At 59.7% G+C, this 25,484-nt stretch carries 21 protein-coding genes; 7 read left to right on the forward strand and 14 right to left on the reverse strand.

Annotated elements, in window-relative coordinates:
- A partial coding sequence (locus tag ASN89_RS17665) for an iron-containing alcohol dehydrogenase (protein WP_152988599.1) occupies window positions 1-607 on the forward strand: 607 nt, incomplete at its 5' end.
- A 44-nt stretch (window positions 608-651) separates the two neighbouring features.
- Complete coding sequence (locus tag ASN89_RS17670) at window positions 652-1,443, forward strand: EAL domain-containing protein (protein WP_058050195.1); 792 nt, start codon at window positions 652-654, stop codon at window positions 1,441-1,443.
- Between the two features lie 46 nt (window positions 1,444-1,489).
- Here the strand turns inward: ASN89_RS17670 and ASN89_RS17675 are convergent, their stop codons facing one another.
- The 7 genes from ASN89_RS17675 to ASN89_RS17705 all read right to left on the reverse strand — a co-directional run bounded on the left by ASN89_RS17675 (window position 1,490) and on the right by ASN89_RS17705 (window position 10,230).
- The gene (locus tag ASN89_RS17675; protein ID WP_058050196.1) at window positions 1,490-3,550 is read right to left on the reverse strand and encodes a 3-hydroxybutyrate oligomer hydrolase family protein; all 2,061 of its coding nucleotides are present in this window, start codon (window positions 3,548-3,550) and stop codon (window positions 1,490-1,492) included.
- 76 nt (window positions 3,551-3,626) lie between these two features.
- Window positions 3,627-4,607, reverse strand: coding sequence for a branched-chain amino acid ABC transporter permease (locus ASN89_RS17680; protein ID WP_034752665.1), 981 nt, complete (start codon window positions 4,605-4,607; stop codon window positions 3,627-3,629).
- 31 nt (window positions 4,608-4,638) lie between these two features.
- Window positions 4,639-5,523: a branched-chain amino acid ABC transporter permease gene (locus tag ASN89_RS17685; RefSeq protein ID WP_034752662.1), complete on the reverse strand. Its 885-nt coding sequence runs from the start codon at window positions 5,521-5,523 to the stop codon at window positions 4,639-4,641.
- 161 nt (window positions 5,524-5,684) lie between these two features.
- A complete protein-coding gene (locus ASN89_RS17690) occupies window positions 5,685-6,893 on the reverse strand; it encodes an ABC transporter substrate-binding protein (RefSeq protein WP_046681842.1) in 1,209 nt (402 codons plus the stop codon).
- Window positions 6,894-6,962: 69 nt separating this feature from the next.
- Window positions 6,963-7,691 carry an ABC transporter ATP-binding protein gene (locus ASN89_RS17695; RefSeq protein ID WP_034752656.1) on the reverse strand — a complete coding sequence of 243 codons (729 nt, stop codon included), beginning with the start codon at window positions 7,689-7,691 and terminating at the stop codon, window positions 6,963-6,965.
- Window positions 7,691-8,461: an ABC transporter ATP-binding protein gene (locus tag ASN89_RS17700; RefSeq protein ID WP_058050197.1), complete on the reverse strand. Its 771-nt coding sequence runs from the start codon at window positions 8,459-8,461 to the stop codon at window positions 7,691-7,693. Before ASN89_RS17700 ends, ASN89_RS17695 begins: the two co-directional genes overlap by 1 nt.
- 143 nt (window positions 8,462-8,604) lie before the next feature.
- The gene (locus ASN89_RS17705) at window positions 8,605-10,230 is read right to left on the reverse strand and encodes a GMC family oxidoreductase (protein WP_058050198.1); all 1,626 of its coding nucleotides are present in this window, start codon (window positions 10,228-10,230) and stop codon (window positions 8,605-8,607) included.
- Window positions 10,231-11,712: 1,482 nt separating this feature from the next.
- Here ASN89_RS17705 and ASN89_RS17710 point away from each other — a divergent pair.
- Window positions 11,713-12,471, forward strand: a complete 759-nt coding sequence (locus tag ASN89_RS17710) for a 5'-methylthioadenosine/adenosylhomocysteine nucleosidase (RefSeq protein ID WP_058050199.1) — start codon at window positions 11,713-11,715, stop codon at window positions 12,469-12,471.
- Window positions 12,472-12,544: 73 nt separating this feature from the next.
- Here the strand turns inward: ASN89_RS17710 and putA are convergent, their stop codons facing one another.
- The gene (gene putA, locus ASN89_RS17715; RefSeq protein WP_058050200.1) at window positions 12,545-16,198 is read right to left on the reverse strand and encodes a trifunctional transcriptional regulator/proline dehydrogenase/L-glutamate gamma-semialdehyde dehydrogenase; all 3,654 of its coding nucleotides are present in this window, start codon (window positions 16,196-16,198) and stop codon (window positions 12,545-12,547) included.
- Between the two features lie 207 nt (window positions 16,199-16,405).
- Between putA and ASN89_RS17720 the strand changes: the two genes are divergently transcribed.
- Both ASN89_RS17720 and ASN89_RS17725 read left to right on the forward strand, forming a co-directional pair.
- Window positions 16,406-16,861, forward strand: coding sequence for an Lrp/AsnC ligand binding domain-containing protein (locus ASN89_RS17720; RefSeq protein WP_010393827.1), 456 nt, complete (start codon window positions 16,406-16,408; stop codon window positions 16,859-16,861).
- A 203-nt stretch (window positions 16,862-17,064) separates the two neighbouring features.
- Window positions 17,065-18,624 carry a methyl-accepting chemotaxis protein gene (locus ASN89_RS17725; RefSeq protein ID WP_058050201.1) on the forward strand — a complete coding sequence of 520 codons (1,560 nt, stop codon included), beginning with the start codon at window positions 17,065-17,067 and terminating at the stop codon, window positions 18,622-18,624.
- A gap of 51 nt (window positions 18,625-18,675) precedes the next feature.
- On the opposite strand, the gene ASN89_RS17730 is transcribed toward ASN89_RS17725, so the two are convergent.
- A complete protein-coding gene (locus tag ASN89_RS17730) occupies window positions 18,676-19,656 on the reverse strand; it encodes a LysR family transcriptional regulator (protein WP_034752642.1) in 981 nt (326 codons plus the stop codon).
- A 206-nt stretch (window positions 19,657-19,862) separates the two neighbouring features.
- Here ASN89_RS17730 and ASN89_RS17735 point away from each other — a divergent pair, with 206 nt between their 5' ends.
- On the forward strand, window positions 19,863-20,168 hold the full coding sequence (locus ASN89_RS17735) for a hypothetical protein (protein WP_034752641.1): 306 nt from the start codon (window positions 19,863-19,865) through the stop codon (window positions 20,166-20,168).
- A 71-nt stretch (window positions 20,169-20,239) separates the two neighbouring features.
- Here ASN89_RS17735 and ASN89_RS17740 read toward each other — a convergent pair whose 3' ends face one another.
- From ASN89_RS17740 to ASN89_RS17760, 5 genes are all read right to left on the reverse strand, one after another.
- Window positions 20,240-20,836 (reverse strand): chalcone isomerase family protein, encoded by a 597-nt coding sequence (locus ASN89_RS17740; RefSeq protein ID WP_046681837.1) that lies wholly within the window; start codon window positions 20,834-20,836, stop codon window positions 20,240-20,242.
- 101 nt (window positions 20,837-20,937) lie between these two features.
- A complete protein-coding gene (locus ASN89_RS17745; protein ID WP_034752637.1) occupies window positions 20,938-21,204 on the reverse strand; it encodes a YfhL family 4Fe-4S dicluster ferredoxin in 267 nt (88 codons plus the stop codon).
- 14 nt (window positions 21,205-21,218) lie between these two features.
- Window positions 21,219-21,716, reverse strand: a complete 498-nt coding sequence (gene coaD / locus ASN89_RS17750) for a pantetheine-phosphate adenylyltransferase (RefSeq protein WP_034752633.1) — start codon at window positions 21,714-21,716, stop codon at window positions 21,219-21,221.
- A 100-nt stretch (window positions 21,717-21,816) separates the two neighbouring features.
- Window positions 21,817-22,476, reverse strand: coding sequence for a 16S rRNA (guanine(966)-N(2))-methyltransferase RsmD (gene rsmD, locus ASN89_RS17755; protein ID WP_152988600.1), 660 nt, complete (start codon window positions 22,474-22,476; stop codon window positions 21,817-21,819).
- Window positions 22,477-22,545: 69 nt separating this feature from the next.
- Complete coding sequence (locus tag ASN89_RS17760) at window positions 22,546-23,451, reverse strand: DUF6279 family lipoprotein (protein ID WP_200969069.1); 906 nt, start codon at window positions 23,449-23,451, stop codon at window positions 22,546-22,548.
- Window positions 23,452-23,476: 25 nt separating this feature from the next.
- Here ASN89_RS17760 and glmU point away from each other — a divergent pair, with 25 nt between their 5' ends.
- Complete coding sequence (gene glmU, locus ASN89_RS17765) at window positions 23,477-24,853, forward strand: bifunctional UDP-N-acetylglucosamine diphosphorylase/glucosamine-1-phosphate N-acetyltransferase GlmU (protein ID WP_058050203.1); 1,377 nt, start codon at window positions 23,477-23,479, stop codon at window positions 24,851-24,853.
- The last annotated feature ends 631 nt before the right edge of the window (window positions 24,854-25,484 follow it).

Raw genomic sequence — 25,484 nt, forward strand, 5'->3', positions numbered from 1 at the left:
GCCGCCCGCCGTGACAGCTGCCACGGGCATCGACGCCATGGTGCATGCGATCGAAGCGTACACCAGCCGCCTGCTGAAAAATCCCTTGTCCGACATGCTGGCCACGCAGGCGCTGTCGCTGCTGTCGAGCAACCTGGTCACGGCTTGCCGCGATGGCAGCAACTTGCCGGCGCGGCAAGCCATGCTGCTGGGCGCCATGCTGGCCGGCCAGGCGTTTGCCAATGCGCCCGTGGCCGCCGTGCATGCGCTCGCCTATCCCATCGGTGGACTGTTCCACGTGCCGCATGGCTTATCGAATGCGCTGGTGCTGCCGCACGTGCTGCGTTTTAATTTGTCCCACGCGGCCCCGCTGTATGCGCAACTGGCGACCATCCTGCAGCCCGGCATCGCGGGCAGCGAGGAAGCGCGGGCCGTGGCCCTGATCGATAGCATGCAGGAGATTGCCGTGGCCACGGGCATCGTGCGTACCTTGCGCGAAGTGGGCATCGCAGCCGGCGACCTGGACCGCCTGGCCGATGAAGCCATGCTGCAGACGCGCTTACTGGGCAACAATCCCCGGCCCGTCACCCGCGGCGATGCGCGCGCCATCTATGCGGCCGCACTGTGAAGCAGCAGACGGAGCCTACCACCCCGCCCTGCTACACTGCCGCCATGACGCCTCCCGACATTCCCATCCATCCTGACAGCACCCAGTTTCCGCACGGTGCCTGCGCGGGCTGCCACGACAGCGCGCCGCTGCCGTTTGCCTTTGAGTATGCGTATCAGCCCATCGTCGACCTGGCTACGCGCAGCATCTATGCGCACGAGGCGCTGGTGCGCGGCCCCAACGGCGAAAGCGCGGCCAGCGTGCTGGCGCAAGTCAATGACGCCAACCGCTACCGCTTCGACCAGGCTTGTCGCGTCAAGGCCGTGGCCGGCGCTGCCAGGCTGGGCATGCAGGGATATCTGTCGATCAACTTCCTGCCCAACGCCGTCTACCGTCCCGAGGTGTGCATCCGCAGCACCCTGGAAGCGGCCAAGCTGCATCACTTCCCTACCGACAAAATCATCTTTGAAGTGACGGAAGGCGAACGGGTGCAAGACCGTCCCCACCTGGTCGAGATCTTCCGCGCCTATCGCCGCTTCGGTTTCCTGACAGCCATCGATGATTTCGGCGCCGGCTATGCGGGCTTGAACTTGCTGGCCGAATACCAGCCCGACATCATCAAGATCGACATGGACCTGGTGCGCGGCATCGATACGCACACGCCGCGCCAGGCCATCGTGCGCGCCATCGCCAGCCTGTGCCAGGAGCTCGGTATCCGCGTGCTGGCCGAAGGCATCGAGACGCGCGCCGAGCGCGATTTTCTTTCCGGCTGCGGCATTTCGCTGATGCAGGGCTACTGGTTTTCCAAGCCCGTCTTCCAGGGACTGGGCCACATCCCCGAGTCGGCCTGGGAGTAAAAACGGCCACGTGAAACGTGGCCGCAAGTTCCACTGACGGTACAGCCTAGTTGGGAATATCGATGACCGTGCCCGTCACACTGATGACATTGCCGGGCGCCGACGCCGTGGCGATCGCTGGCACATTGACATTCGTGATCAAGGTCGACGCATCGGCGCGCGTCACCGTGCGCACCACCTGCGATGGCGGCAAGGCTTGCTTGGCGTTCAAGTGTGCATACATGGCGTCCAGCGCCCGGTTCAGGTACACATGCAGCGGCACGATCAGGGTTGGTAACGCATTACTGAAGGAATCGAAGTGGTTGGCGTTGGTCACCTCGATATAGCGCAGCTGGCTATTCGCCCCTTCCACGGCGGCATTCAGGCCCAGATAGGCACGCGACGCATGATTGACGGGAATGAGCGTGTCGCTGCGGCCATGCACGATGATGGCCGGCTTGCCGTTCAGTTTGCCGCTGGCCGCGACCTCGGCCATGCCTGCCCGCACGCGCACGCTTTGCGTCGCCAATGTCCCCTGCAAGTTGGCGCCGCTGACAGTGTCGCGCCCCGTCGCCAGGCTGCGCAGGCACAGGAAGCCATCGAGCGACTGGTCCGCCAGACTGCTCGACGGCGACACGCCGGCCGTGTACACCTTGGCGCCGCCCACGCTGTTCTCGTACACGACATTGCCGAGAATGCCGTTTTGCGCGGCAAAGCTGGCCGCCTTTTGCGCCGAGGTGAACGCAATCGGATTGCCGCTGCCGTCCGTCTGCGCAAACGTGAAACCGCACACTTTATCGGTCACGGAGAATTTTCCGTAGGCATACGCGTACGTGACGGCCACGAGGATGTTCGTGCCCGCATGCGCGGCCTGCAGCGGATCGGAGTCAAGCAGCCAGCCATATGCGCGCAAGCGCTGCTTGGCATCGGCCTGCTGCGCCGCCAGGTCGGCGCCGTTCAATAGCCCCTTGGCGACGAGCGCCGTGCAGCGTCCCGCATTGCCGGCCACGGAAGCGATGCACGGCTGATACAGGGCCGCATAGGTGGCGTAGTCGAACAGCGCACGGCCGGGATTGGCCACCGCCGCCCCGCCCTGGCGCACAGTGTAGGCGCTCGATGCCGCCGGCTGGACTTGCGGCTCGCTGGCCGCCACGCCGCTGATCAAGCCCTTGCTATCCTGTTCCGCCGCCAGCAAGGCCGAGCCGGCACCGTTGGAAATGCTCGAGGCGATCGTGATGGTGTTCTTCGGCGTCAGCCGCACGATGCGCGAGCTGCCGTCGCGGGCCAGCACGCCGTAGCGCTCGTTCAACACGTAATACGCCATCTCGACGGCCTGCAAGGTGACCTTGCCCCAATCCTTTTCCGGATTCTGCTGCGAGTGCGCATGCTTGAAGGCGATGCGGTTCGGGTTGCTGCCCGCCCAGGCCAGCCGCTCGGCGTCGCTCAAGTCCGGCGCGAAGAGCGCATTCTTGCCGGCGGCCACCCTGCCCGCGCGCAGGCCGTTCTGCAGGTTGACGCTATCGTCCTCGAACACATACAGGCCCGTGCCGGAACCCTTGTCGGCATACGCCACGGCGCAGCCTTTTTTCAAGCCCCATTCACCGGAGCTGCCGATGGCGCCATAGATGCCGCGCGAGCCGCTCGACGTACCGGTGACGATACAGGCATGGTCGGGGTCGAAGCTGGCTGGAACCTGCACCATCAAGGTGACGTTCTTCTTGCCCGTGCCATCATCGGCATAGGCGATGTATTCGCTGCCCGCGACCAGGCCCTCGCCCGTGCCCGCGTTGCCGGATGCATCCACGTTCGGTCCGTACAGGGTGCCGTAGCCGCTGTTGGCGGCAATGTCGAGCACGGCGCGGTAATTGGCGTAGATGGCATTGCGGCGCAGTTCGAGCGGCGTCGGCTGTTCCACATTTGCATACGCGGGCGCGGCGCCCGCCAGCCCCGTCTTGCCGAGACCGGCCGTGAGCAGGTCGTTCGTCTTGCCGTCGTAGTCGGCCCGCGTGATGGTACCCAGATAGCCGGGTATCTGGTTCAGTTCTTCCGGCGCATGGTTGCTGCCGCAGGCCGCCAACGCCAGCAGCGTGCACAAGCTGCTCCCCGCGCGCGTGATCGTCATTTGCATGGTGGTACTCTCCGTTGAAGTAACAGTGGACGCACAATGAAAAACGCCGGACGATCCGTCCGGCGTTGCTTGAAAATCAGACCGCGGCTTTGGCAGCCCTGCCGCCGAAGCGGGCGATGGCTTCGCCGACGATGCCGCGCCGGAACATCAGCACGCAGATGACGAAGATCACGCCCGTGACCATGCCCACCGATTCGCCCAGGGTGCCAAACCACTCGATGCCCGTGTGCGTGGCCAGGTAGGTACCGACATCGCCCAGCTTGTTTTCCAGCGCGATGATCAATACGGCGCCAAGGATGGGGCCGGACAAGGTGCCCATGCCGCCCACCAGGGTCATCAGCACGACCAGGCCCGACATGCCCCAGTACACGTCGGTCAACGTCTCAAAGCCCAGCACCAGGGTCTTGGTCGCGCCGGCCAGTGCGGCGAGCGAAGCGGAGAGCACGATGGCCATCAGCTTGTACTTGTTGACGTCGTAGCCAAGCGAGATGGCGCGCGGTTCGTTTTCCTTGATCGCCTTGAGCACTTGCCCGAACGGCGAGTGGATGGTGCGCACGATCAGGGCGAAGCCGGCAACAAAGATGGCCAGCACGACGTAGTACAAAACGGTGTCGTTGCCCAGGTCTATCGTACCGAGCAAGGTTCCACGTGGAACACCCTGCAAGCCATCCTCGCCGCCCGTGAACGGCAGGCGCAAGGCCAGGAAGTACACCATCTGCGCCAGCGCCAGGGTGATCATCGTAAAGTAGATGCCTTGGCGGCGGATCGCCAGGCCGCCGATTACCAGGCCCAGCAAGGCGCCCGTCGCGACGCCGGCCAGCAAGCCCAGTTCCGTTGGCCAACCCCAGGTGCGCAGCGCATAGCCGGTGACATAGCCGGCGCCGCCAAAAAATGCCGCGTGGCCGAACGACAGCAAGCCCGTATAGCCAATCAGCAAGTTGAAAGCGCAGGCAAACAGGGCAAAGCACAGCAGCTTCATCAGGAAGACGGGATAGCCGTAAAACGGGGCCGCCAACGCCAGCAGCAAGGCAATGGCGTAGCCTACATTCTTATTCATCGTGGTAGCTCCAATACATGACTGATGAGGATTACTTTTCTTTGCCGAACAGGCCGGCGGGACGCAGCAGCAGCACGATGACCATCACCACGAACACCACGGTGGCCGAGCCTTCCGGGTAGAACACGCGGGTCAGGCCCTCGATCACGCCCAGGCCCAGGCCCGTCAGGATGGAACCCATGATGGAACCCATGCCGCCGATCACCACCACGGCAAACACGACGATGATCAGGTTCGAGCCCATCAGCGGCGAGACCTGGATGATCGGCGCCGCCAGCACGCCGGCGAAACCGGCCAGCGCCACGCCGAAGCCGAACGTCAACGTCACCATCAGCGGCACGTTGATGCCGAACGCTTCCACCAGTTTCGGGTTTTCCGTGCCAGCCCGCAGATAGGCCCCTAATTTGGTTTTCTCGATGACGAACCAGGTAGCCAGGCACACGGAGAGCGAGGCGATCACCACCCAGGCGCGGTAGTTCGGCAAGATCATGAAACCGAGGTCCGTCGCGCCGGCCAGCGCTTCGGGCACGGCATACGGCTGGCCCGAGACGCCATAGAACGAGCGAAACACGCCTTCCATGATCAGGGTGATGCCGAAGGTCAGCAGCAAGCCATACAGGTGGTCGAGTTTATACAGCCAGCGCAGCATGGTCTTTTCGATCAGAATGCCGACCAGGCCGACGAGGATCGGGGCGATGACCAGCATGGCCCAGTAATTGATGTCGAAATAGCTGAGGCCCATCCAGGCCAGGAAGGCGCCCATCATGTACATGGCGCCGTGCGAGAAATTAATAACGTTAAGCAAGCCGAAGATAACGGCCAGACCGAGGGACAACATGGCATAGAACGAGCCGTTGACGAGACCCAGCAGCAGCTGGCTCATCATCGCTTGTATTGGAACGCCGAAAATTTCCATGGCATCACAGTATAAAAAGCACCGCCGGATAGCGGTGTGGTATCAAGGGAAACGCGCCACCGCAAACCGGTGCGGCGGCGCAAGGCGTACCCTGCGGGCGAAGCGCATGCAGGACAGAGCGCCCGCGCGCAGGCGGGCACTCTGTGGAGGTTGCTACAGCGTTACTTCCACAGCGAACACTTCGACTCGGCCTTGGTTACATACGCTTGCGCACCGGGCACGGTGGCGACTACCTTGTAGTAGTCCCATGGGTATTTCGACTCGGACGGTTTCTTCACTTCCATCAAATACATATCGTGCACCATGCGGCCATCGGGACGCACTTCGCCATTCTGGGTGAACATGTCGTTGATCTTGGTCTTTTTCAGGTAGGCCATGACCTTCTCGGTGTCATCCGTACCGATCGCCTTGACGGCTTTCAGGTAGTTCGCCGCCGCCGAATAGTCGGCCGCCTGCAGCATCGATGGCTCTTTCTTCATCTTCGCGAAATAGCGTTTCGACCAGGCGCGCGTTTCAGGATTCAAGTCCCAGTACCAGCCATCCGTCAGGTACATGCCCTGCGTCAGGTTCAGGCCCAGCGAATGGATGTCATTGATGAAGATCAGCAAGCCGGCCAGCTTCATCGATTTCGTCAGGCCGAACTCATTGGCCGCCTTGATGCTGTTGATGGCGTCGCCGCCCGCATTGGCCAGGCCGAGGATTTGCGGTTTTGCCGATTGCGCCTGCAGCAGGAAGGAAGAAAAGTCCGAGGCGCCCAGCGGATGCTTGACGCTGCCCAGCACCTTGCCGCCGGCCGCCTTGACGACCTCGGCCGTATCTTTTTCCAGCGAGTGGCCGAACGCATAATCGGCCGTCATGAAATACCAGTTCTTGCCGCCCTGCTTGACGATGGTGCCGCCTGTGCCGCGCGCCAGCGCCACGGTGTCGTAGGCGTAATGCACTGTGTACGGCGTGCACTCTTCATTCGTCAGGCGCGAGGAGCCGGCGCCGATGGCGATGAAGATTTTTTTCTTTTCCGCCGCGACCTTGGCCATGGCCAGGCTGGCGCCGGAATTGGTACCGCCGATCAGCATGTCGACGCCCTGCTGGTCAAACCATTCGCGCGCTTTCGAAGCGGCGATGTCGGCCTTGTTTTGATGGTCGGCGGAAATGAATTCCACCTTTTTGCCGGCCAGTACCACACCGGCATCGGCGATCGCCATCTTGATGGCTTCCGCGCCGCCGAGGCCGTCGACGTCGGAATACACGCCCGACATGTCGGAAATAAAACCGATCTTGATGGTGTCGCCCGATACCTGGGCATGCGCGGCGGCGGACAAGCCCAGGGCGCACAGAGTGGCGGTGGCAATGGCGATAGCGTTACGTTTCATAGTGTCTCCGTTGGGATTATTGTTTGCTATTCAGTCGATTGCTGACGATGGACGCTTACTACATGGGGACTACACGCCAAGCAGCTCGGTCAATACCGGCATCTTGGCCTCCAGTTCGGATGCAGCAAAAGTCTCGACGATCTGACCGTGCTCCATCACATAAAACCGGTCCGCCAGGGGCGCGGCAAACCGGAAATTCTGTTCCACCATGACAATGGTGTAGCCCTTCGCTTTCAGGGTGGTGATCATGCGCGCCAGGCCTTGCACGATGACGGGCGCCAGGCCTTCGGATATTTCATCGAGCAACAGCAGGCGTGCGCCCGTGCGCAGGATGCGCGCCACGGCCAGCATCTGCTGTTCTCCGCCCGACAGGCGCGTGCCCTGGCTGTGGCGGCGTTCCTGCAAGTTCGGGAACATGGCGTAGATTTCCTCCACCGACATGCCCTTCTCGCCGCTGGCCAGGGTTGGCGGCAGCAACAGGTTTTCCTCGGTCGACAGCGAGGAAAAAATGCCGCGCTCTTCGGGACAATACCCGATGCCCAGGTGGGCGATTTTGTGCGTGGCCAAACCTATCGCTTCGACGCCGTTGACTTTGATGGAGCCCGTGCGCGCACCCGTCAGCCCCATGATGGCGCGCAAGGTGGTGGTGCGGCCGGCGCCGTTACGGCCCAGCAAAGTGACCACTTCGCCCTGCGCCACTTTCAGGTTCACGTCGTGCAGGATGTGTGATTCGCCATACCAGGTGTGCAGCTGCGTAATTTCCAGCGCGGGTGCGCCGCCATTCACTTGTGTCGCCATCAATGCGTCCCTTCCAGTTCCGCGTGGGTGGTGCCCATGTACGCTTCCATCACTTGCGGATTGCGCGACACTTCCGCGTAACTGCCTTCGGCCAGCATGGCACCGCGCTGCAGGACGGAAATCTTGTCGCAGATGCCCGACACCACGCTCATATTGTGTTCCACCATCAAAATCGTGCGGCCAGCCGACACTTTTTTGATCAGTTCCGTCACGCGGTGCACGTCTTCGTGACCCATGCCTTGCGTCGGTTCGTCGAGCAGCATCATCTCCGGCTCCATCGCCAGGGTGGTGGCAATTTCCAGCGCCCGTTTGCGCCCGTACGGCATGTCGACCGTGATGGTGTCGGCAAACTCCGTCAGGTCGACTTCGGCCAGCAAGGCCATGGCGCGGTCGTTGAGCTGGTTCAATGCACGTTCGCTTTGCCAGAAGTGGAACGAGGTTCCCAGCTGGCGCTGCAAGCCGATGCGCACATTTTGCAGCACGGATAAATGCGGGAAGACGGCGGAAATCTGGAAGGAACGGATCACGCCCATGCGCGCGATCTGGGCCGGTTTGGCGGCCGTGATATCTTTCCCATTGAACAGGATCTGTCCGGAAGTGGGGACCAGGAATTTGGTGAGCAAGTTAAAACACGTGGTCTTGCCGGCGCCGTTCGGACCGATCAAGGCGTGGATATGGCCCCGCTCTACCTTCAGGTTCACTTCGCTCACAGCGGTGAAACCCTTGAATTCCTTGGTCAAATTTCTTGTTTCCAAGATTACGTTTGACATCGTGTCTCCTAGTTGTACTTTTTGTACTACTTAGTCATTTTTATAATACACAACTTAAATTTAACGCACAATACAGTATAACTACGGGGATTTTTGGCCAGCCCGAATGGCGCAAACTCGCGCCTTTACCCAGCTATTTCCGGCTATTTCCAGGCCGCATGTATCATTTGCGCCGCTTTTTCCGCGATCATCACGGTGGGCGAGTTCGTGTTACCAGAAGTAATGTACGGCATGATCGACGCATCGACGACGCGCAAGCCTGCCACGCCGATCACGCGCAACTGGCTGTCGACCACGCTGGAAGCTTCGCTGGCCAGGCCCATGCGGCAAGTGCCCACCGGATGAAAAATGGTGGTGCCGATCTGGCTGGCCGCCTGCGCCAACTCTTCCTGGCTCTGGAATTGCACGCCAGGCTTGTATTCTTCCGGCGCAAATTTTTTCAGGGCCGGCGCGGCGGCGATGCTCCGCGTCAGGCGCAAGGCGTCGGCCGCCACGCTGCGGTCCTGCTCGGTACTCAGGTAATTTGGCATGATTTTCGGCGCCGCATAGCTGTCGGCCGACGCGATGTGCACGTGGCCGCGCGACGTGGGACGCAGATTGCACACGCTGGCCGTAAACGCGGGAAACGCGTGCAAGGGTTCGCCGAATTTGTCCAAGGACAAGGGTTGCACGTGGTATTGCAGGTTCGGCGTGGCTTGCAGTGGATCGGACTTGGCGAACGCCCCCAGTTGCGACGGCGCCATCGACATGGGTCCGCTCTGGAACAGCGCATATTGCAAGCCGATCTGCATCTTGCCCAGCATATTGCCCGCCATGATGTTCAAGGTTTTCACGCCCTGTACTTTAAAGACGATGCGCAGCTGCAAATGATCCTGCAAATTGCCGCCCACGCCAGCGGAGTCCAACACGGGCACGATGCCATGCTGCTGCAACAAGGCCGCCGGGCCGATGCCGGACAGTTGCAGCAATTGGGGCGAACCGATGGCGCCCGCCGTCAGCAAGGTTTCCCGCCGGGCCGTCGCCTGCCACTGCGTGCCGCCGCCCGTAAACACGATGCCCGTGCAACGGGGCCCCGACTCCGAAGTCTCAAGCAATAGACGTTCCACGTGGCAGCCCGTCATGATGGTCAGATTCGGGCGGCGCGATGCCGGTTTCAAGAACGCTTTCGAGGTATTCCAGCGGATGCCGCGGCGCTGGTTGACGTCGAAATACGCGCTGCCGCTATTGTCGCCGCCATTGAAATCGCTGGTTTTCGGGATGCCGACTTGCTGCGCCGCATCGCGGAATGCATTCAGGATATCCCATGACAGGCGCTGTTTTTCCACTCTCCACTCGCCGCCCACGCCATGGTTTTCCGACGCGCCGCCGTAATAATCCTCGCTTTGCTTAAATAGCGGCAAGACCTTGTCCCAGCGCCAGGAAGCGTCGTCCGTCAAATCGGCCCAGTGATCGTAATCGCCGGCCTGGCCCCGCATATAGATCATGCCGTTGATGGAAGAGCTGCCACCAAGCACTTTACCGCGCGGATAGATCAGGCTGCGCCCGCCCAGTCCCGCGTCCGCCTGCGTGGAATACAGCCAGTCCGTGCGGGGATTGCCGATGCAATGCAAGTAGCCGACGGGGATGTGAATCCACACATAGTCGTCCTTGCCGCCCGCTTCCACGAGCAAAACGTTGGCGTCCTTGTCGCGCGTGAGCCGGTTGGCCAGCACGCAACCTGCCGTGCCGCCGCCCACGATGATGTAGTCGTATTCGCCTGCCGATTCCAATGAAGCTCCTTTCGGTATGCCATCAAGCTGTCGCGCGGCGTGTCTCCCCACCGCGTTCCGCTACCAGAGTCTGTCTTTTTTCATGCATGCATGGCTGCTGAGCCGCCTTGAGATTACCACCAGTGCCGGGCCAGGGCGACATTAATCGTTGCCTGGGATACGGCTAGCGTCACGGCCAGGTAAAAAAGAGTATCAAGCCAGGGTCTGCAAGCTGTGGATAACCGTATGGATATCCACAGGTACGATATGTGAGTAAACGAAATTTTTTTCGGACGTGTTTTTTTTATCCCAAAACCATCCCAGGCAGATACAACGCTTACTCAGCGCTTATCCGTACGCCAAGCGATTGTTTACAAGGATAAATCAGGACTTATCCACAGAAAATGGCACCGTTAACTACTATTACTATTCTTGTATACAAACTTGTTAAGGTAAACCCGACAACGCGCGCTTTGCCTGCTCTCCGCCTTGAAGAACATTCGCAAGCCTGTCTGCAAAAAAAGTCGGGAAGCTGCTTTTGCCGACAAAAAAAAATCGCGCCAACAACTGAGCGACGAAAACCGGCACGGCCGGCATCACGCACACAGCACTGCAAAACCGTTTTACAAAATGGAAACGTCAAGAGACCTGAGCAGGCACAGTGCCGGCAGGCGATTCGATATCAAAAAGAAGGGAAATTTGAGACGATTGTGGATAACTCACTTGATATCCACAGGATGACTTGTGCGTAAACACGAACTTTTGCACAGGCCCGCATTTTATACAATTTTGCTCCTCGCGTGATACAGCGATTATGCACGCTTTATTTTGCGTGTAAACGATTGATCCTGTTGAAAAAAAGCGACTTATCCACAGAAAAAAACGCGTTTACTATTACTACTATTTTTATATACAGATCTATTGTAAACCGACAAAAAAAGCGGAAGTCCGGGGATATTTCCAAAAAGCATGTAAAACCGTCAAAAAAAAAGCCAACGGCAACTTCACGACCTACTGCCAAACCGTCTTCCAGGAATCAACTGGACGCTCACCTCAGTGAAAGAACAACGCTCGTGCCCGCTCACTGTTGATTGGCAGACATAGGTCTATGTCAACGAAACACATCAAACATGCCACTACAGCAAGAAAAGCCACGATGTTTGCGTGCTGGTGTGGATAAGTGCCTGCATATCCACAGGATGAGATGTGGGAAAAGTCGATCTTTGTCCACAAGCCAATTTTTATCCCAAACAAGTCCGCCATAGATACAATGCTTGTGCGCCTACTTTTTTGTACGCTAAGTCGATGATTTTTCGATGGTATACCGACTTATCCACAAAAAAATGGCCGTTTACTATCACTACTATTTTTATGTATACATCTTTATTTAAAACACAGAGACAAACGCGAACGGTGGAAAAGTCGCCGAAACGGCTGTTTTCACCATGTAAACCGTTTTGCAATTCAAAAAACCTGTAAAACAGCATGCATACACATAAAAAAATGCGTTTAGGCATCATCAGTGCCTTGCACGAAGAACAGCAGGGGCTGGTAGAAGCCATGCAGAGCCCCCAGAGGCGTTCGCACGGCATGCGCGACTACACCCTGGGAACCTTGTGGAATATCGACGCTGTGTGCGTCCTGTCGCGTCTGGGCAAGGTTGCTGCTGCCATGACTGCTTCTATCCTTGTGGAAAAGTACGGAGTTACCCACATCGTCTTCACCGGCGTGGCCGGCAGTGGGGATAAACACGTGAAAGTGGGCGATATCGTCGTGGCCGAAGCGCTGATGCAGCACGATATGGATGCCCGCCCTCTGTTTCCCCGCTTTGAAGTGCCATTGACTGGCTTGCAGCGCTTCGCCACGGACCTGGAACTGAGCACGCAACTGGCTGGCGCCGCGGAAGATTTTCTGCGTGACGATGTGTCCAGCGTGCTCAAGGCGGCACATATCGTGGAATTTGGCTTGCAGCAAGCGCGAGTGCACCGCGGCCTGATCGCCAGCGGCGACCAGTTCATCGGCAGCGCCGCGCATCTGAACCAGCTCAAAGTTGATATCCCCGACCTGCTGGCCGTCGAAATGGAAGGCGCCGCCGTGGCGCAAGTGTGTTTTGAATTGGGCGTGCCGTTTACGGTCATGCGCACCATTTCCGACAACGCCAACGAAGAGGCGGCCGTCGACTTCATGCGTTTCGTGCAAACCGTCGCGTCGCCGTACGCGTATACGGTGATCCAGCAATTGTGCCAGCGTCTGGCAGGCTGATTTTTCATCCAGCGTGCATAAAAAAGGCAGAACCACTGGTTCTGCCCTTTTACGTTGACTGCCTGCTTAAATTTTAGACGCTCAGCATCATCAGGCTCGCATTTCCGCCTGCCGCCGTCGTATTCACGCACAGCGCCCGCTCAGCAACGAGACGCCACAGGGGGATGGCACCCTCTTGCGTGGTGGCGATGGTGCCCACCAGCGCCCCTTCCCGTGCCGCCAGCAGCGGTTTGAGCTGGCCATCGAGGCTAGGCTCGATCATGGCGATCTGGAAATCATGCTTGACCGACTCCAGGCTCGTAATGATCTGGATGCGGTCCTTCAGCGCAGCCGGCAAGTCGCCCGGGATCAGATCCGGCGCTTGTGCCAGCACCAGGGCCTCGTTACCGGTGGCCAGGACGGCCGCCAGCTGGTTCATCAGGGTGCCCGAGGTCGCTGCCGCGCACAAAATCGTGCCGCGTGCGGCAAAGCTCAGGGTGTTGCGCTCGCCGGTCGGGCCTGGCAAGACAGTGGTGCTGCCCAGCAAGGTGGTACGCGCATAGTCTTGCGCCAGTTGCACGACCTTGTCGTGGCCATGCATTTTCGCCCAGACGGTCAGCGCGTCGAGTGCTGGCGGCGCCTGGCGCTGGTGCTGCGCGCCAGCCGGCGCATTGCGCTGCAGGCGTTTCAGGTACAGGGGGCCGCCCGCCTTGGGGCCGGTTCCTGATTTGCCTTCGCCGCCGAACGGTTGCACGCCGACGACGGCGCCGACGATGTTGCGGTTCACGTAAATATTGCCCACATGTGCGCGCTTGGTAATGAAATCGATGGTTTCATCGATGCGCGTATGGATGCCCAGGGTCAAGCCGTAACCGCTGTCGTTGATCGATTGCACCAGTTGCGGCAGTTCGGACCGCTTGTAGCGGATCACGTGCAGCACGGGGCCGAAGACTTCCTGCGTCAATTGCGCCAGCGACTTTATTTCCAGCACGGTCGGGGCGACAAACGTGCCTTTGACGGTCGGCAAATCGAGCGAATAATGATCGATGGCCATGGTTTTCATCTTGTTGATGTGCGCCAGCAAGTTACCTTGCGCTTCCGCATCGATGACGGGACCGATATCGGTGGCCAGGCGGTCAGGATTGCCGACGCGCAATTCCTGCATGGCGCCCTTGAGCATGTGGATGGTCTTGTCGGCGATTTCCGTTTGCAGGAACAGCACGCGCAAGGCCGAGCAGCGCTGGCCGGCGCTGTCGAAAGCGGACGACATCACGTCCTGCACCACTTGTTCCGGCAAGGCGGACGAATCGACGATCAGGGCATTCTGGCCGCCCGTTTCGGCGATCAGGGGAATGTCGATGCCTTCGGCCACGGCGCGCGCGGCCAGATTGCGGTTGATCAATTGCGCCACTTCCGTCGAGCCCGTGAAAATCACGCCTTTCACGCGCGCGTCATTGCACAGGCCTGCGCCAACGACTTCGCCGCTGCCGGGCAAAAATTGCAGCGCGCTGCGCGGCACGCCCGCCGCATGCAGCAATTGCACGGCGCGGTGGGCGATCAGCGGCGTTTGCTCGGCCGGCTTGGCCAGCACCACGTTGCCTGCCGCCAGGGCGGCGGCCAGCTGGCCCGTAAAGATGGCCAGCGGGAAGTTCCACGGGCTGATGCAGGTGACGGGACCGAGCGCCAGGGTGTTCGGTGCGTGTTCCACCTGCGCCGCGTAGTAGCGCAGGAAGTCGACGGCTTCGCGGATTTCCGCGATCGCGTTCGGCAGGGACTTGCCCGCTTCGCGCACGGCCAGGGCCATCAGCTCGATGTGGTGTTCTTCAAACAGGTCGGCCGCGCGCAGCAACGCTTGTGCGCGGATCGACGGCTCCGTGGTTTGCCAATCCATGGCGTAGGCGCTGGCGCTGGCCAGCGCCGTTTCCACGTCGGCCGGGCCGGCTTCCATGACCTTGCCCACGACATCGTCGTGCTGGGCCGGATTGTGCAGCATGTGCGTGGGGCCGTTCAGGCTGACGGCGCCATCGATCAGCGGCGCGGCCTGCCATGTCTGCTGCTGCGCCAGGCCCGTGGCCAGCGTGCGCAAGGTGTCTTCATTCGACAGGTCCAGGCCGGCCGAGTTCTTGCGTTCGTTGCCGAACATGTCCAGCGGCAGCGGAATCGACGGATGCGGCAAGCCGCCCTGCAGGCGCGCCTGCTCGAGCGGATCGCGGATCAGGCTATCGATGGCCACGCTTTCGTCGACGATCTGGTTGACGAACGACGAGTTGGCGCCGTTTTCCAGCAGGCGGCGCACCAGGTAGGCCAGCAGGGTTTCATGCGAGCCGACGGGCGCGTAGATACGGCACGGCTTGTCGAGATTCTCGGGGCCGACGACTTGGTCGTACAGGGTCTCGCCCATACCGTGCAGGCACTGGAATTCGTAATCGGTAATGCCGTCGCGTTTCGCCCAGGTATAAATGGTCGACAGGGTTTGTGCGTTGTGCGTGGCAAATTGTGGATAGATCAGGCTGCTCGCTGCCAGCAGTTTTTGCGCGCACACGAGGTAAGAGACGTCCGTGTAAACCTTGCGCGTGTAGACGGGATAGCCTTCCTGGCCGTCGACTTGCGCGCGTTTGACTTCCGCATCCCAGTACGCGCCCTTGACCAGGCGCACCATGAACTTGCGGCCGCTGCGGTGCGCCAGGTCGATCAGGAAATCGATGGCGAACGGGCAGCGTTTTTGATACGCCTGCACCACGTAGCCGATGCCGTCGAAGCCGGCCAAGTCCGCATCGAAGGCCAGTGCTTCCATCAGGTCGAGCGACAGTTCCAGACGGTCCGTTTCTTCCGCATCGATGTTGAAGCCGATGTTGTACTGTTTGGCCAGCAGCAGCAGTGCTTTGACTTTCGGCAGCAATTCTTCCATGACGCGGGCGCGCTGGGCGCGGCTGTAGCGCGCATGCAGGGCCGACAGTTTCACGGAAATACCGGGACCGTTGCGGATGCCGCGGCCGTTCGAGGCCTTGCCGATGGCGTGGATTGCCGTTTCGTACGAGGCGTAGTAGTTGGCCGCGTCCTGCTGCGTCAGGGCCGCCTCGCCCAGCATGTCGTACGAGTAACGGTAGCCGCGCGTTTCATTCTCGCGGCTGTTTTTCAACGCTTCTTCGATGGTTTGACCTGTAACAAACTGGTTGCCCAGCATGCGCATGGCCAGGTCGACGCCCTTGCGGATCAGCGGTTCGCCGCCTTTGGCGATGAGCTTGGTCATGGCGGAACCGAGGCCCGATTCGCTGCTGGTACTGACCAGTTTGCCCGTAATCAGCAAGCCCCAGGTGGCCGCGTTGACGAACAGCGACGGCGATTCGCCCAGGTGTTTCTTCCAGTCACCCTTGCTGATTTTGTCGGCGATCAAACGGTCGGCCGTCTGACTGTCGGGTATACGCAACAGCGCTTCAGCCAGACACATCAATGCAACACCCTCTTCCGACGATAGCGAGAACTCGTGCATCAGTGCATCGACGCCGGACGCGCGTGTGCGTTTTTGGCGCACGTTCGAGACCAGGCGGTGCGCCAGCGCTTGTCCTTCGGCCGTCGTTTCGGTGCTGCTGGGGCGCACTTGTTGCAACAGCCACTGCACCGCCGAAACCTCGTCGCGCCTATAGGCGGCGGTGATCGCGGCGCGTTGTGGTGTCGCTTCGGGCAGGATTTCTGCCTGGAACGCAGCAAAAGGAATCGGGGTAAAAGCCGAGGGGCCTGCAGGGTGCATAAGTACTCTTTACAAGGAAAAAGGGGACGAAAACTGACGTAATTCTTGCTCTTTTTTGGTGCAAAAAAATACAGAAAGTCGGACGTTAAGATGATTCGATTGTAAAGGGGATTCTTATGGATTAATTCTGGTAATACAGGGGACTAGCAATAGATAGTTTTTGATGCGACAATTTAACCAAATAATATTAATTTGGGGGTGATGGTAATGCTGGACAAGATCAGTAAGAAAATCTTGATGGAATTGCAGAGCGATGGACGCATCAGCAATGTGGAGCTGGCCGCGCGCGTGAACTTGTCGCCGGCGGCCTGTCTGGAGCGCGTGCGCAAGCTGCACGAATCCGGTTACATCATGGGCTATACGGCCCAGTTGAATCCGCAGCTGCTCGACGTGTCGCTGCTGGTGTTCATCGAAGTGGTGCTCGATCGCACGACACCGGAAGTGTTCGACGCCTTCAAGCATAGCGTACAAATCATTCCAGAGGTACTGGAATGTCACATGGTCGCTGGCGGTTTCGATTACTTGGTCAAGGCGCGCGTCAAGGACATGGCCGCCTACCGCGAATTCCTGGGCAAGACCTTGCTGCAGAAAGGTGTGCGGGAAACCCACACTTATGCCGTCATGGAAGAGGTCAAAAACACCACCAAATTGCCAATTAAGTGACCCTGGTGTAGCCGCCCCGTTTTTCTGATTGAGCTATCGGAACAAATGTTGTAGGGTAGAACTACAATTCTGCTATCCGGTAGCCGGCCTGAAAACACGCGCAGACGTTGTATTCAGGGTGCAAGGTGGGCAATCGTGCCCACCCGCATACGGCCACAGCACGTCCCTCCCGGGACGTGACGGGTTCGCGCAGCGGGGGACAAATGAAGCAGTTGCAGCATCAGCTGGTGCGTTTCTTTGTATTCACGATCCTGGCCATGGCCGTCGCCTGTTGCCTGGCCTATCTGTTGCTGCTGTCAGGCGGCGACCATCCCTATATGATCGCCTGCGTGGCTGCCGCCATCGGCGCCGCGCTGCTGGCGCTTGCCGGCCGTCCGCGCGGCGAGCCAGGCTTGCACCAGTTCGCCGATACGGTGGGCAATGCCATCGACGCCATCATGATCGGCGCGGCGGAAACCTCGTATTTTGTCGATTCCGTTAAACAGAAGGTGGAACTCGACGTGCGCACGGCCAGCGATATCGCCGACAGTTCCGTACAAAATGCCGCGATGACGGAAAAGATCGCCGCCAATGCGGAGCGGGCCGCCAAGGTGGCAGCCGGCGTGCGCGTGGAAAGCGTGGCGGCGCGCGCCGAAGTGGATCAGGGCTTGCGCCGCATCAATAAGGCACGCGAGGAAGCGCAAGGCGCCTCCAGCACCATGCTGAGCTTGCAGGAAAAATCCAAACGCATCACTGGTTTCACGGAAGCCATTTCCGATATTTCCGCGCGTACCAATTTGCTGGCGCTGAATGCCGCCATCGAAGCGGCGCGCGCCGGCGAACATGGGCGCGGTTTTGCCGTGGTGGCCGGTGAAGTGCGGCAATTGGCGCAGCGCACCAAGGAAGCTTCCGATGAAATCAGCGTGATGGTGCGCGAAATCAATGAACAGTCGGAAAAAGCCGCGCGCGGCATGAGTTCGCTGGCGGCCGGCGTGACGGAAGCGGCGCGCAATGTGGAAAGCGTGCACGCGTCACTGAGCCATATCGAGGAATCGTCGGGCGAATCGGAAGACGAGATCGGGCAGATCGCCCGCGCCTCGCGCGAACATGTCGACACGACGCAAGTGATCGCCGACGCCATCCTGCAAATCCGCGACAGCATGTTGTCGACGAATGCCGAATTGCCGCGCGCCACGCAGTCGGCCATGGCCCTGGCAGAGCGGGCCGAAGTGATCGCCGGCGCCCTCGGTGAATCGAGCGTGGCCACGCCGCACGACGAGATCCGTGAGGCGGCCCAGCGCGCCGCGCGCGACGTGGGCAAACTGTTCGAGCAAGCGATCGCGTCGGGCCGTATCACGCGCGAAGCCCTGTTCGACCGCCACTACCGCCCCATTCCGAACACCAATCCGCCCAAGCACAACACGAAGTTCGATGCGTTTACAGACAAGGTGCTGCCCGATTTGCAGGAAGGCGTGCTGGCTGCCCTGCCCCATCTGGCGTACGCGGGCGCCGTCGACAACAATGGCTATTTTCCGACGCACAACAAGAAGTTTTCCCAGCCGCTGACGGGCGACTACGCCACCGATATGGTCAATAACCGCACCAAGCGCATCTTCAGCGACCGCACGGGCAAGCGTTGCGGCAGCAATACCAAGGCCTTCCTGTTGCAGACCTATAAACGCGACACGGGCGAAGTCATGCACGATTTGTCCGTGCCCATCCACGTCGAGGGCAAGCACTGGGGCGGTTTCAGAATTGGTTATCGCTCCAGCAACCACGCATAGCAAAACGCCTGATGAGAGATCATCAGGCGTTTTTTCTTGTGCAGGTGACGCTTACTCGATATGCGGCTTCGGCGCCACGCCGCCGCCGGCCGCCGTCGCCGTGCGCAGGGTAGGCGTGTTCATGCTTTCCAGATGATTACGCAGCCATTTGTGGGCGGGACTGCGGGCGTCGCGCTCGTGCCACAGCATGTCCAGGTGGACGGCCGGCAAGGTCAATGGCAAATCCTTGTACAGCAGGGATTCCGTCATGCCCGTCGAGGCGATCAAATGGCGCGGCAAGACCGTGATCAGGTCGGAATTGGCGACGACTCGGCCTGCCGTGAAGAACTGATTGACCGTCAACAGGATGCGCCGTTCGCGGTGGATCTGCGACAGGGCTTCGTCGATCAAGCCATGCGCGCGGCCGGAAAAGCTGACCAGTAAATGGTTGGCCGCGCAGTAGTTATCCAGAGTCAATTCCTTGTCGGCCAGCGGATGGCCGCGGCGCATCACGCATACATACTTGCCGGAATACAGGCGCTCGTGGCGGATCGGCGAACCCGTTTCGCTCGACAATTGCGCCGCCACGCCGGGAAAGAAGCCCACGGCCAGGTCGATGTCGCCGCGCAGCAGCATGGGGCGCGGTTCGCGCGTCGTCAGCGGCATCATGCGCACGTTGACGCCCGGCGCTTCCCGTTCGATCGAGCGCATCAGGGACGGCAGCCAGAACGCGGCAGTCGCATCGGCCATGGCCATGCGGAAGGTGGCGTGGGTCTTCGACACATCGAAGGTTTCCGGCGTGACAGCCGCTTCCAGGCTGGCCAGGGCCGAGCGCACGGATGGCCACAGCGCTTCGGCGCGGGGCGTGGGTTTCACGCCATACGCCGTGCGGATCAGCAATTCGTCACCGAGGCTCTCGCGCAGGCGTTTGATGGCGTTCGATACCGCCGGCTGCGTCATCGCCAGGTGGCCGGCTGCGCGCGTCAGGTTTTGTTCCGTCATGACGGCGTCGAAAACACGCAGCAAGTTCAGATCCAGCGTCAGAAAACTCATGGAAAGCCCAAGATAAAAGTTGAATTGATTACTTAAAATTGATTACTTAGGAGTGTAAACCGCGCCGGGCACGAATATTTTCACTCGTTAAAAAATATTACAGTTTTCCATTCACGATTCATATAATTGGTATCAAGAAATGGAATTAGATTTATATGTTGCACTGCACTATAGTACTGGCAAATTCTATAATGCACTGGAACACTATGTCTACCTTCGCCTCCGCCCTGTACGCAGTATCCGCACCCGTGCTGGAGATTTCCCTGCTGAACGCCCTGCAACTCGTGCTGGTGATCGTCGCCGTGGGCGCCTTCGCCCTGCTGTTCAAGCCTTTGCTGGTGGGCATCGCCCGCGCCATGATGCTGGTGGTGCGTCCCAAGTTGAGCCGCGAAGAGCGCCTGGCGCGCCAGCAGATGCGCGAAGCGCAAGCCTTGAAGCGCACTTTGGGCAAGATGGATGGCGTATCGCCAAGCAACGCCGCCGAATTGCGCGCCCTGTCGACGCGTGCATAAGCTCACTGTTGTAGAAAGATAAGCCGGCGCGAGCCGGCTTTTTTTATGCCCGTGGTTTTGTTCAGGCCGCTTTAAGCCATGTCGCCCAGCAAATGCGCGCGCAGTAACGTGTCGGCCGGATGGGCGCCGATCCAGATTTTCAGCAGCGCATTGTAAAAGGCCAAGTCCGGCACCGTATCGCCCACCTGCTTGCCGTTCAGCTTGCACAACGTTCCCTCTTCCGGCAGCCAGTCCACGGTGAGGATGTCGCCCTTTTTCAGGCCGGGTACCATTTCGAACATGGCGCCGAACTGCATCGTCTGACTCAGCAGGCGCGTGCGGTCGGCCTGGTCGGAACTGCGCTTCAAGCCTTGCATGAAGGCCTGCCCCAGCTCGTCTGAAGTGATGTCGCGCAGCATGACGATTTCCAGGCGGCGCGGTCCGGGCAGTGGCAGGATGTCGGCCAGCTGGGTTTTCTTTTCCGGCAGGTACAGCGCGATCGTGTAGACCTTGAAGATGACTTTATAGCGCACGCCAGCGCCGTTGAGTTTCAGCTCGCGGCTGGCTAGCTGCACCGTGTCGTCCAGCTTGACGCCGCCCACCTCGACGGCTAGCGCTGCTTGTGCCAAGGCGGCGCACAGGCAGGCGCCAGCGAGGGAACGGCCGAAACGGGATGTGCGTATTTGCATCTTCTACCTCCGTGGAAACCATGGGCTGTGGATAAGTCAGCACACAGTGTAGAACAGTTGGCAGAAGCTGGCGCCACGCAGAAGTGGCGCGGGAGAAAAGCTTAGGTTTTGGCGGCAGGCAGCTCAGCCTGCAGGCGTTCGTACTTGGCCATCAATTGCTCCGGGCTTTCGCGCCAGGCGGGATTGAAGGGGATGCAGCTGACGGGGCACACTTGCTGGCATTGCGGCTCGTCAAAGTGGCCCACGCATTCGGTGCACTTGTTGGGATCGATTTCGTAGATTTCCGCGCCCATGTAGATCGCGTCATTCGGGCACTCGGGCTCGCAAATGTCGCAATTGATGCATTCGTCGGTGATCAGTAATGCCATGATTTCACTCTTACTTATTGCGATGAGGCAGCGTTGGCGGCAATCTTGTTTTGCAGCCAGCGGTTCACCGAGGGGAAGACAAACTTGGAGACGTCGCCGCCCAGCGCCGCGATTTCGCGCACGATGGTGCCCGAAATGAACTGGTACTGGTCGGACGGCGTCAGGAACATGGTTTCGACATCGGGCAGCAGGTAGCGGTTCATGCCCGCCATCTGGAATTCGTATTCGAAGTCGGAGACGGCGCGCAAGCCGCGCACGATGACCCGCGCTTCATGCTTGCGCACGAAATCCTTGAGCAGGCCGGAAAAGCTTTCCACTTGCACGTTCGGATAGTGGCCAAGCACTTCGTTGGCGATTTCCAGGCGTTCGTCGAGCGAGAAAAACGGTTGCTTGTTCTTGCTGTCGGCCACACCGACGATCAGCTTGTCAAACAGACCCGATGCGCGGCGTACCAAATCTTCATGACCACGCGTGAGCGGATCGAATGTTCCTGGATAAACGGCTACAACCATTGCGGCTCCCTGACGATGCACCAATATAGACGCGCATTATGCCTGAAATTGGTGCTGCGCCTTGGGCCAGGGAGCCTTTTTGCCTCATTTATAGGCAGATTCAGGCAGTTGCCGGCACTTTGTTGTAAGTTAGCAAATGATAATAAACGGTGCCCGCCTTGTCGGCGCGGATGACTTCCCACGGCGCCATCCACTCCGGCTTTTCCAGCGCGCTCGCTTCATCGAAGACCAGCGGCAAGCCCGATTCCGCGTACACGATGCCGCCTTCCTTGAGCAGGTTGGCGCACAGCGGCAGCACTTTTGCGAGGAAATCCTGCTGGTAGGGCGGGTCGAGGAAGATCAGGTCGAAACGCTGGCCGCGCGCCGCCAGGCCTTGCGCCGTCAGCAGGGCGTCGCCGCGCAGCAGTTGCACATTGTCGGCGCGCAATTTCGTCTTGTTTTCTTCCAGCTGGCGGATCACGGGCGTGTGCGTGTCGACCATGGTGACGGAGGCGGCGCCGCGGCTGGCCGCCTCAAAACCCAGTGCGCCGCTGCCGGCGAACAGGTCCAGCACTTGGGCGTTGGCCCAGTCGCCGTCGCGCAGGTGATTGATCCAGTTGAACACGGTTTCGCGCACGCGGTCCGGCGTCGGGCGCAAGCCAAGTGCCTGCAAAACAGGCAGTACGGAGCGCTTCCACTGGCCGCCGATGATGCGCACCTGGTTCGGTGGCGGCGCATGGTGGACGGGGACTTTGGCGGGTTTTTTAATCTTCTTTTGCATGGGGATTTCTTCAATTCGATGGCGGCCACTATAGCATATGGCCCCCTCCCCCCTGCTGGCGCTGCCTCTCTATTTGGCTTGCGTGGCCAGGGAATTGAAATCGTCGATCCAGCCCTGCATGCGCTTGACGGCGTGGGTTTTTTGCGCCGGCGTGGCGATCTTGATCACCGTCAAGACCATCTGCGCCGTGCTGTTTTCGTAGGCATCGAAGAAGGCCTTGCGCTCCGAATGTTCCAGGCGCTCGAAACTGTCCTTGATCAGGGTCGTGATCAAGCCCGCGGTCGCTTCCTTGCTGAGTTTTTCCTGATGGACTTTCTTGACCAGGTTCAACACATTTTGCTGGCGCCGCATGCGTTCATCGAGCCAGATCTCATTGTTCAGGGGACGCGCGTCGGACGCCTTGCGGATGATGGCTTCCTGCTCGCTGCTGAAGCTGCCAAACCACAGTTCGAATTGCTCCATGGCTTTCTTGTAGCGCAGCGTCTGGCGCTTCTCCTGGTCGCCGCTCAGGTATTTCTTGCGGTAATCATCATTGTTCGACTTGAACTTCTTTTCCATCTGCGCGATCTGCTCGGGCTTGAGCGAGCGCGCCAGGTCGGCCAGTTCGGGTGCCGCCTTCAGCAGCAGCGCCTGGGTGCGTTGTTTGATCTCGCTGTAGTCGGCCATCAGGTCCGCCTGCGTGGTATTGCCTTGCAGCTGCTTCTGGCCCGTGCGCAGGATTTCCACGTAATCCTTCAATTGCGTCTTGCGGTGCCAGTCGAACAGCTTGTCGATATCCTCGCGCACCCAGCCTTTCTGGTCGCGGTCCAGGTCGACATACGCGTTGAGCCACCAGTACAGCACGGTATCGCCATTGTTGTAGGCCAGGCGCAAGCCGCTGCAGCCGGCCATGACGACGAGCATGATGGCCAGCACGGCATAAGTAAAACGGCTAAAGGGCGTGGAAGATGGGGCCTGCGTGTTAAACTTTTTCATATTCTTAACTTATAAAAGACGGTCTATGAACGTTGTCATTCTCGCTGCCGGTATGGGCAAACGCATGCAGTCGGCACTGCCCAAGGTATTACACCCGTTGGCGGGCAAGCCGCTGTTGTCGCACGTCATCGACACGGCGCGCGGGCTGGCGCCGTCCCGATTATGCGTGATTTACGGGCATGGGGGCGCAGCGGTGCTGAAGTTGCTCGACGGCTACAAGGTGAACCATGCCGTGCAGATCGACGCCGCCGAGCAGGCGCAGCAGCTAGGCACCGGCCATGCCGTACAACAAGCGCTGCCTTTGCTGGACGACAGCGTGCCGACCCTGATCCTGTACGGCGACGTACCGCTGACCAGCGCCGCTTCCCTGCAGCAACTGGTGGATGCGGCTGGGAACGATAAGCTGGCCATCCTGACCGTGGAACAGGACGATCCCTTTGGCCTGGGTCGCATCGTGCGCGAGCACGGCGCCATCGTGCGCATCGTTGAGGAAAAGGATGCCACGCCAGCAGAGCGCGCCATCCAGGAAATCAACAGCGGCATCATGGTCGCGCCCACCGTGGCCCTGAAGCAATGGCTGTCGACCTTGTCGAATGACAATGCGCAAGGGGAATACTATTTGACCGATATCGTTGCCCAGGCCGTCGCCGACGGCGTGGCCGTCACCTCGGCCCATCCTGCTGCCGTGTGGGAAGTGGCGGGCGTCAACAGCAAGGTGCAGCTGGCCCAGCTGGAACGCATCCACCAGAACAATATCGCGCAAGCGCTGCTTGAGCGGGGCGTGACCTTGCTGGACCCGGCCCGCATCGACGTGCGCGGCGAACTCATTTGCGGCCGCGATGTCACCATCGACGTCGGCTGCGTGTTCGAAGGCAGAGTCGAACTGGGCGACGGCGTGCGCGTGGGCGCCAACAACGTCTTCATCAACGCCACGGTGGCGGCCGGCGCACACATCAAGCCCTTCTGCCATATCGAGGACGCCGTCGTCGGTGCCGCTTCCATCATTGGCCCGTATGCGCGCTTGCGCCCGGGCACGGTCCTGGCGGAAGACGTGCATATCGGTAACTTCGTCGAAGTGAAAAATAGCCAGATCGCCGCGCACAGCAAGGCCAACCACCTGGCCTACATCGGCGACGCCACCATCGGCTCGAAGGTCAACATCGGCGCCGGCACGATTACCTGCAACTACGATGGCGTGAACAAGTTCCGCACGGTAATTGAAGACGACGCTTTCATTGGCAGCGACAGCCAGCTGATCGCGCCCGTCACCGTCGGCAAGGGCGCCACTCTGGGCGCCGGCACGACCTTGTCGAAAGATGCGCCGGCCGGCAAGCTGACCGTCTCGCGCGCACGCCAAGTCACCATCGACGGCTGGACGCGTCCCGTGAAAATCAAGAAGTAAGCGCACCGCCCTCGGTTCGCATGACGCCGTCAGCCTGTCCGGGCTGGCGGCGTTTTTTTACGCCTGTGGATAATCCTGTGGAGAGTTGACTGACAACTCGGGATAAGTCGCGCCACTTTTCCCATCCCGTATTTTTTCCGTACTGTTATGTGTGGATAAACATGTGAACAAGCATGCGGACAAGTGATGGATAAGCCCGGTATAAGCTGCGTATAAACGGTGAAAAACCATTGGAAAAGACGGGATAAGTTATCGGCTCCGGCTTGCCGCTCCAGTCTGCAAGCCAGACTACGCAGATGACAAAATGGCTCAGGATTTCTGCTCATCTTGATTGTGGATAAGCCTGTGTCTAATCTAAGGACAAGTGCTCAATAACTCATAAATCATTGTATTTGAAGGATATTCAAGGACTGTTTGTTAGTGCCGGCTGTGGGTAAAGCTGTGCAAAAGCCTGTGCTTAAGGCGTGGACAAGCCATGGATAAGACGGGATAAGTTTTATGCGAGAGCCGACGTACATTTATTGAAAGGCCTCATGCGAGGCTGAATGTGGCAGCCGTGGATATCCTTGATTTTTCATGCTGTGGATAAACTTGTGTATAAGCAGGATGAAAGTCGGGGATAAGCAGGGAT

Origin of the sequence: Janthinobacterium sp. Ant5-2-1, assembly GCF_001445815.1 — a bacterium.
Classification (GTDB): domain Bacteria; phylum Pseudomonadota; class Gammaproteobacteria; order Burkholderiales; family Burkholderiaceae_D; genus Janthinobacterium; species Janthinobacterium lividum_E.

What these genes read in the sequence shown, in the direction of transcription:
- ASN89_RS17670 (WP_058050195.1), top strand. Translation starts at nt 652, where the DNA reads ATGACGCCTCCCGACATTCCCATCCATCCTGACAGCACCCAGTTTCCG.
- ASN89_RS17675 (WP_058050196.1), bottom strand. Translation starts at nt 3,550, where the DNA reads ATGCAAATGACGATCACGCGCGCGGGGAGCAGCTTGTGCACGCTGCTG.
- ASN89_RS17680 (WP_034752665.1), bottom strand. Translation starts at nt 4,607, where the DNA reads ATGAATAAGAATGTAGGCTACGCCATTGCCTTGCTGCTGGCGTTGGCG.
- ASN89_RS17685 (WP_034752662.1), bottom strand. Translation starts at nt 5,523, where the DNA reads ATGGAAATTTTCGGCGTTCCAATACAAGCGATGATGAGCCAGCTGCTG.
- ASN89_RS17690 (WP_046681842.1), bottom strand. Translation starts at nt 6,893, where the DNA reads ATGAAACGTAACGCTATCGCCATTGCCACCGCCACTCTGTGCGCCCTG.
- ASN89_RS17695 (WP_034752656.1), bottom strand. Translation starts at nt 7,691, where the DNA reads ATGGCGACACAAGTGAATGGCGGCGCACCCGCGCTGGAAATTACGCAG.
- ASN89_RS17700 (WP_058050197.1), bottom strand. Translation starts at nt 8,461, where the DNA reads ATGTCAAACGTAATCTTGGAAACAAGAAATTTGACCAAGGAATTCAAG.
- ASN89_RS17710 (WP_058050199.1), top strand. Translation starts at nt 11,713, where the DNA reads ATGCGTTTAGGCATCATCAGTGCCTTGCACGAAGAACAGCAGGGGCTG.
- putA (WP_058050200.1), bottom strand. Translation starts at nt 16,198, where the DNA reads ATGCACCCTGCAGGCCCCTCGGCTTTTACCCCGATTCCTTTTGCTGCG.
- ASN89_RS17720 (WP_010393827.1), top strand. Translation starts at nt 16,406, where the DNA reads ATGCTGGACAAGATCAGTAAGAAAATCTTGATGGAATTGCAGAGCGAT.
- ASN89_RS17725 (WP_058050201.1), top strand. Translation starts at nt 17,065, where the DNA reads ATGAAGCAGTTGCAGCATCAGCTGGTGCGTTTCTTTGTATTCACGATC.
- ASN89_RS17730 (WP_034752642.1), bottom strand. Translation starts at nt 19,656, where the DNA reads ATGAGTTTTCTGACGCTGGATCTGAACTTGCTGCGTGTTTTCGACGCC.
- ASN89_RS17735 (WP_034752641.1), top strand. Translation starts at nt 19,863, where the DNA reads ATGTCTACCTTCGCCTCCGCCCTGTACGCAGTATCCGCACCCGTGCTG.
- ASN89_RS17740 (WP_046681837.1), bottom strand. Translation starts at nt 20,836, where the DNA reads ATGCAAATACGCACATCCCGTTTCGGCCGTTCCCTCGCTGGCGCCTGC.
- ASN89_RS17745 (WP_034752637.1), bottom strand. Translation starts at nt 21,204, where the DNA reads ATGGCATTACTGATCACCGACGAATGCATCAATTGCGACATTTGCGAG.
- coaD (WP_034752633.1), bottom strand. Translation starts at nt 21,716, where the DNA reads ATGGTTGTAGCCGTTTATCCAGGAACATTCGATCCGCTCACGCGTGGT.
- rsmD (WP_152988600.1), bottom strand. Translation starts at nt 22,476, where the DNA reads ATGCAAAAGAAGATTAAAAAACCCGCCAAAGTCCCCGTCCACCATGCG.
- ASN89_RS17760 (WP_200969069.1), bottom strand. Translation starts at nt 23,451, where the DNA reads ATGAAAAAGTTTAACACGCAGGCCCCATCTTCCACGCCCTTTAGCCGT.
- glmU (WP_058050203.1), top strand. Translation starts at nt 23,477, where the DNA reads ATGAACGTTGTCATTCTCGCTGCCGGTATGGGCAAACGCATGCAGTCG.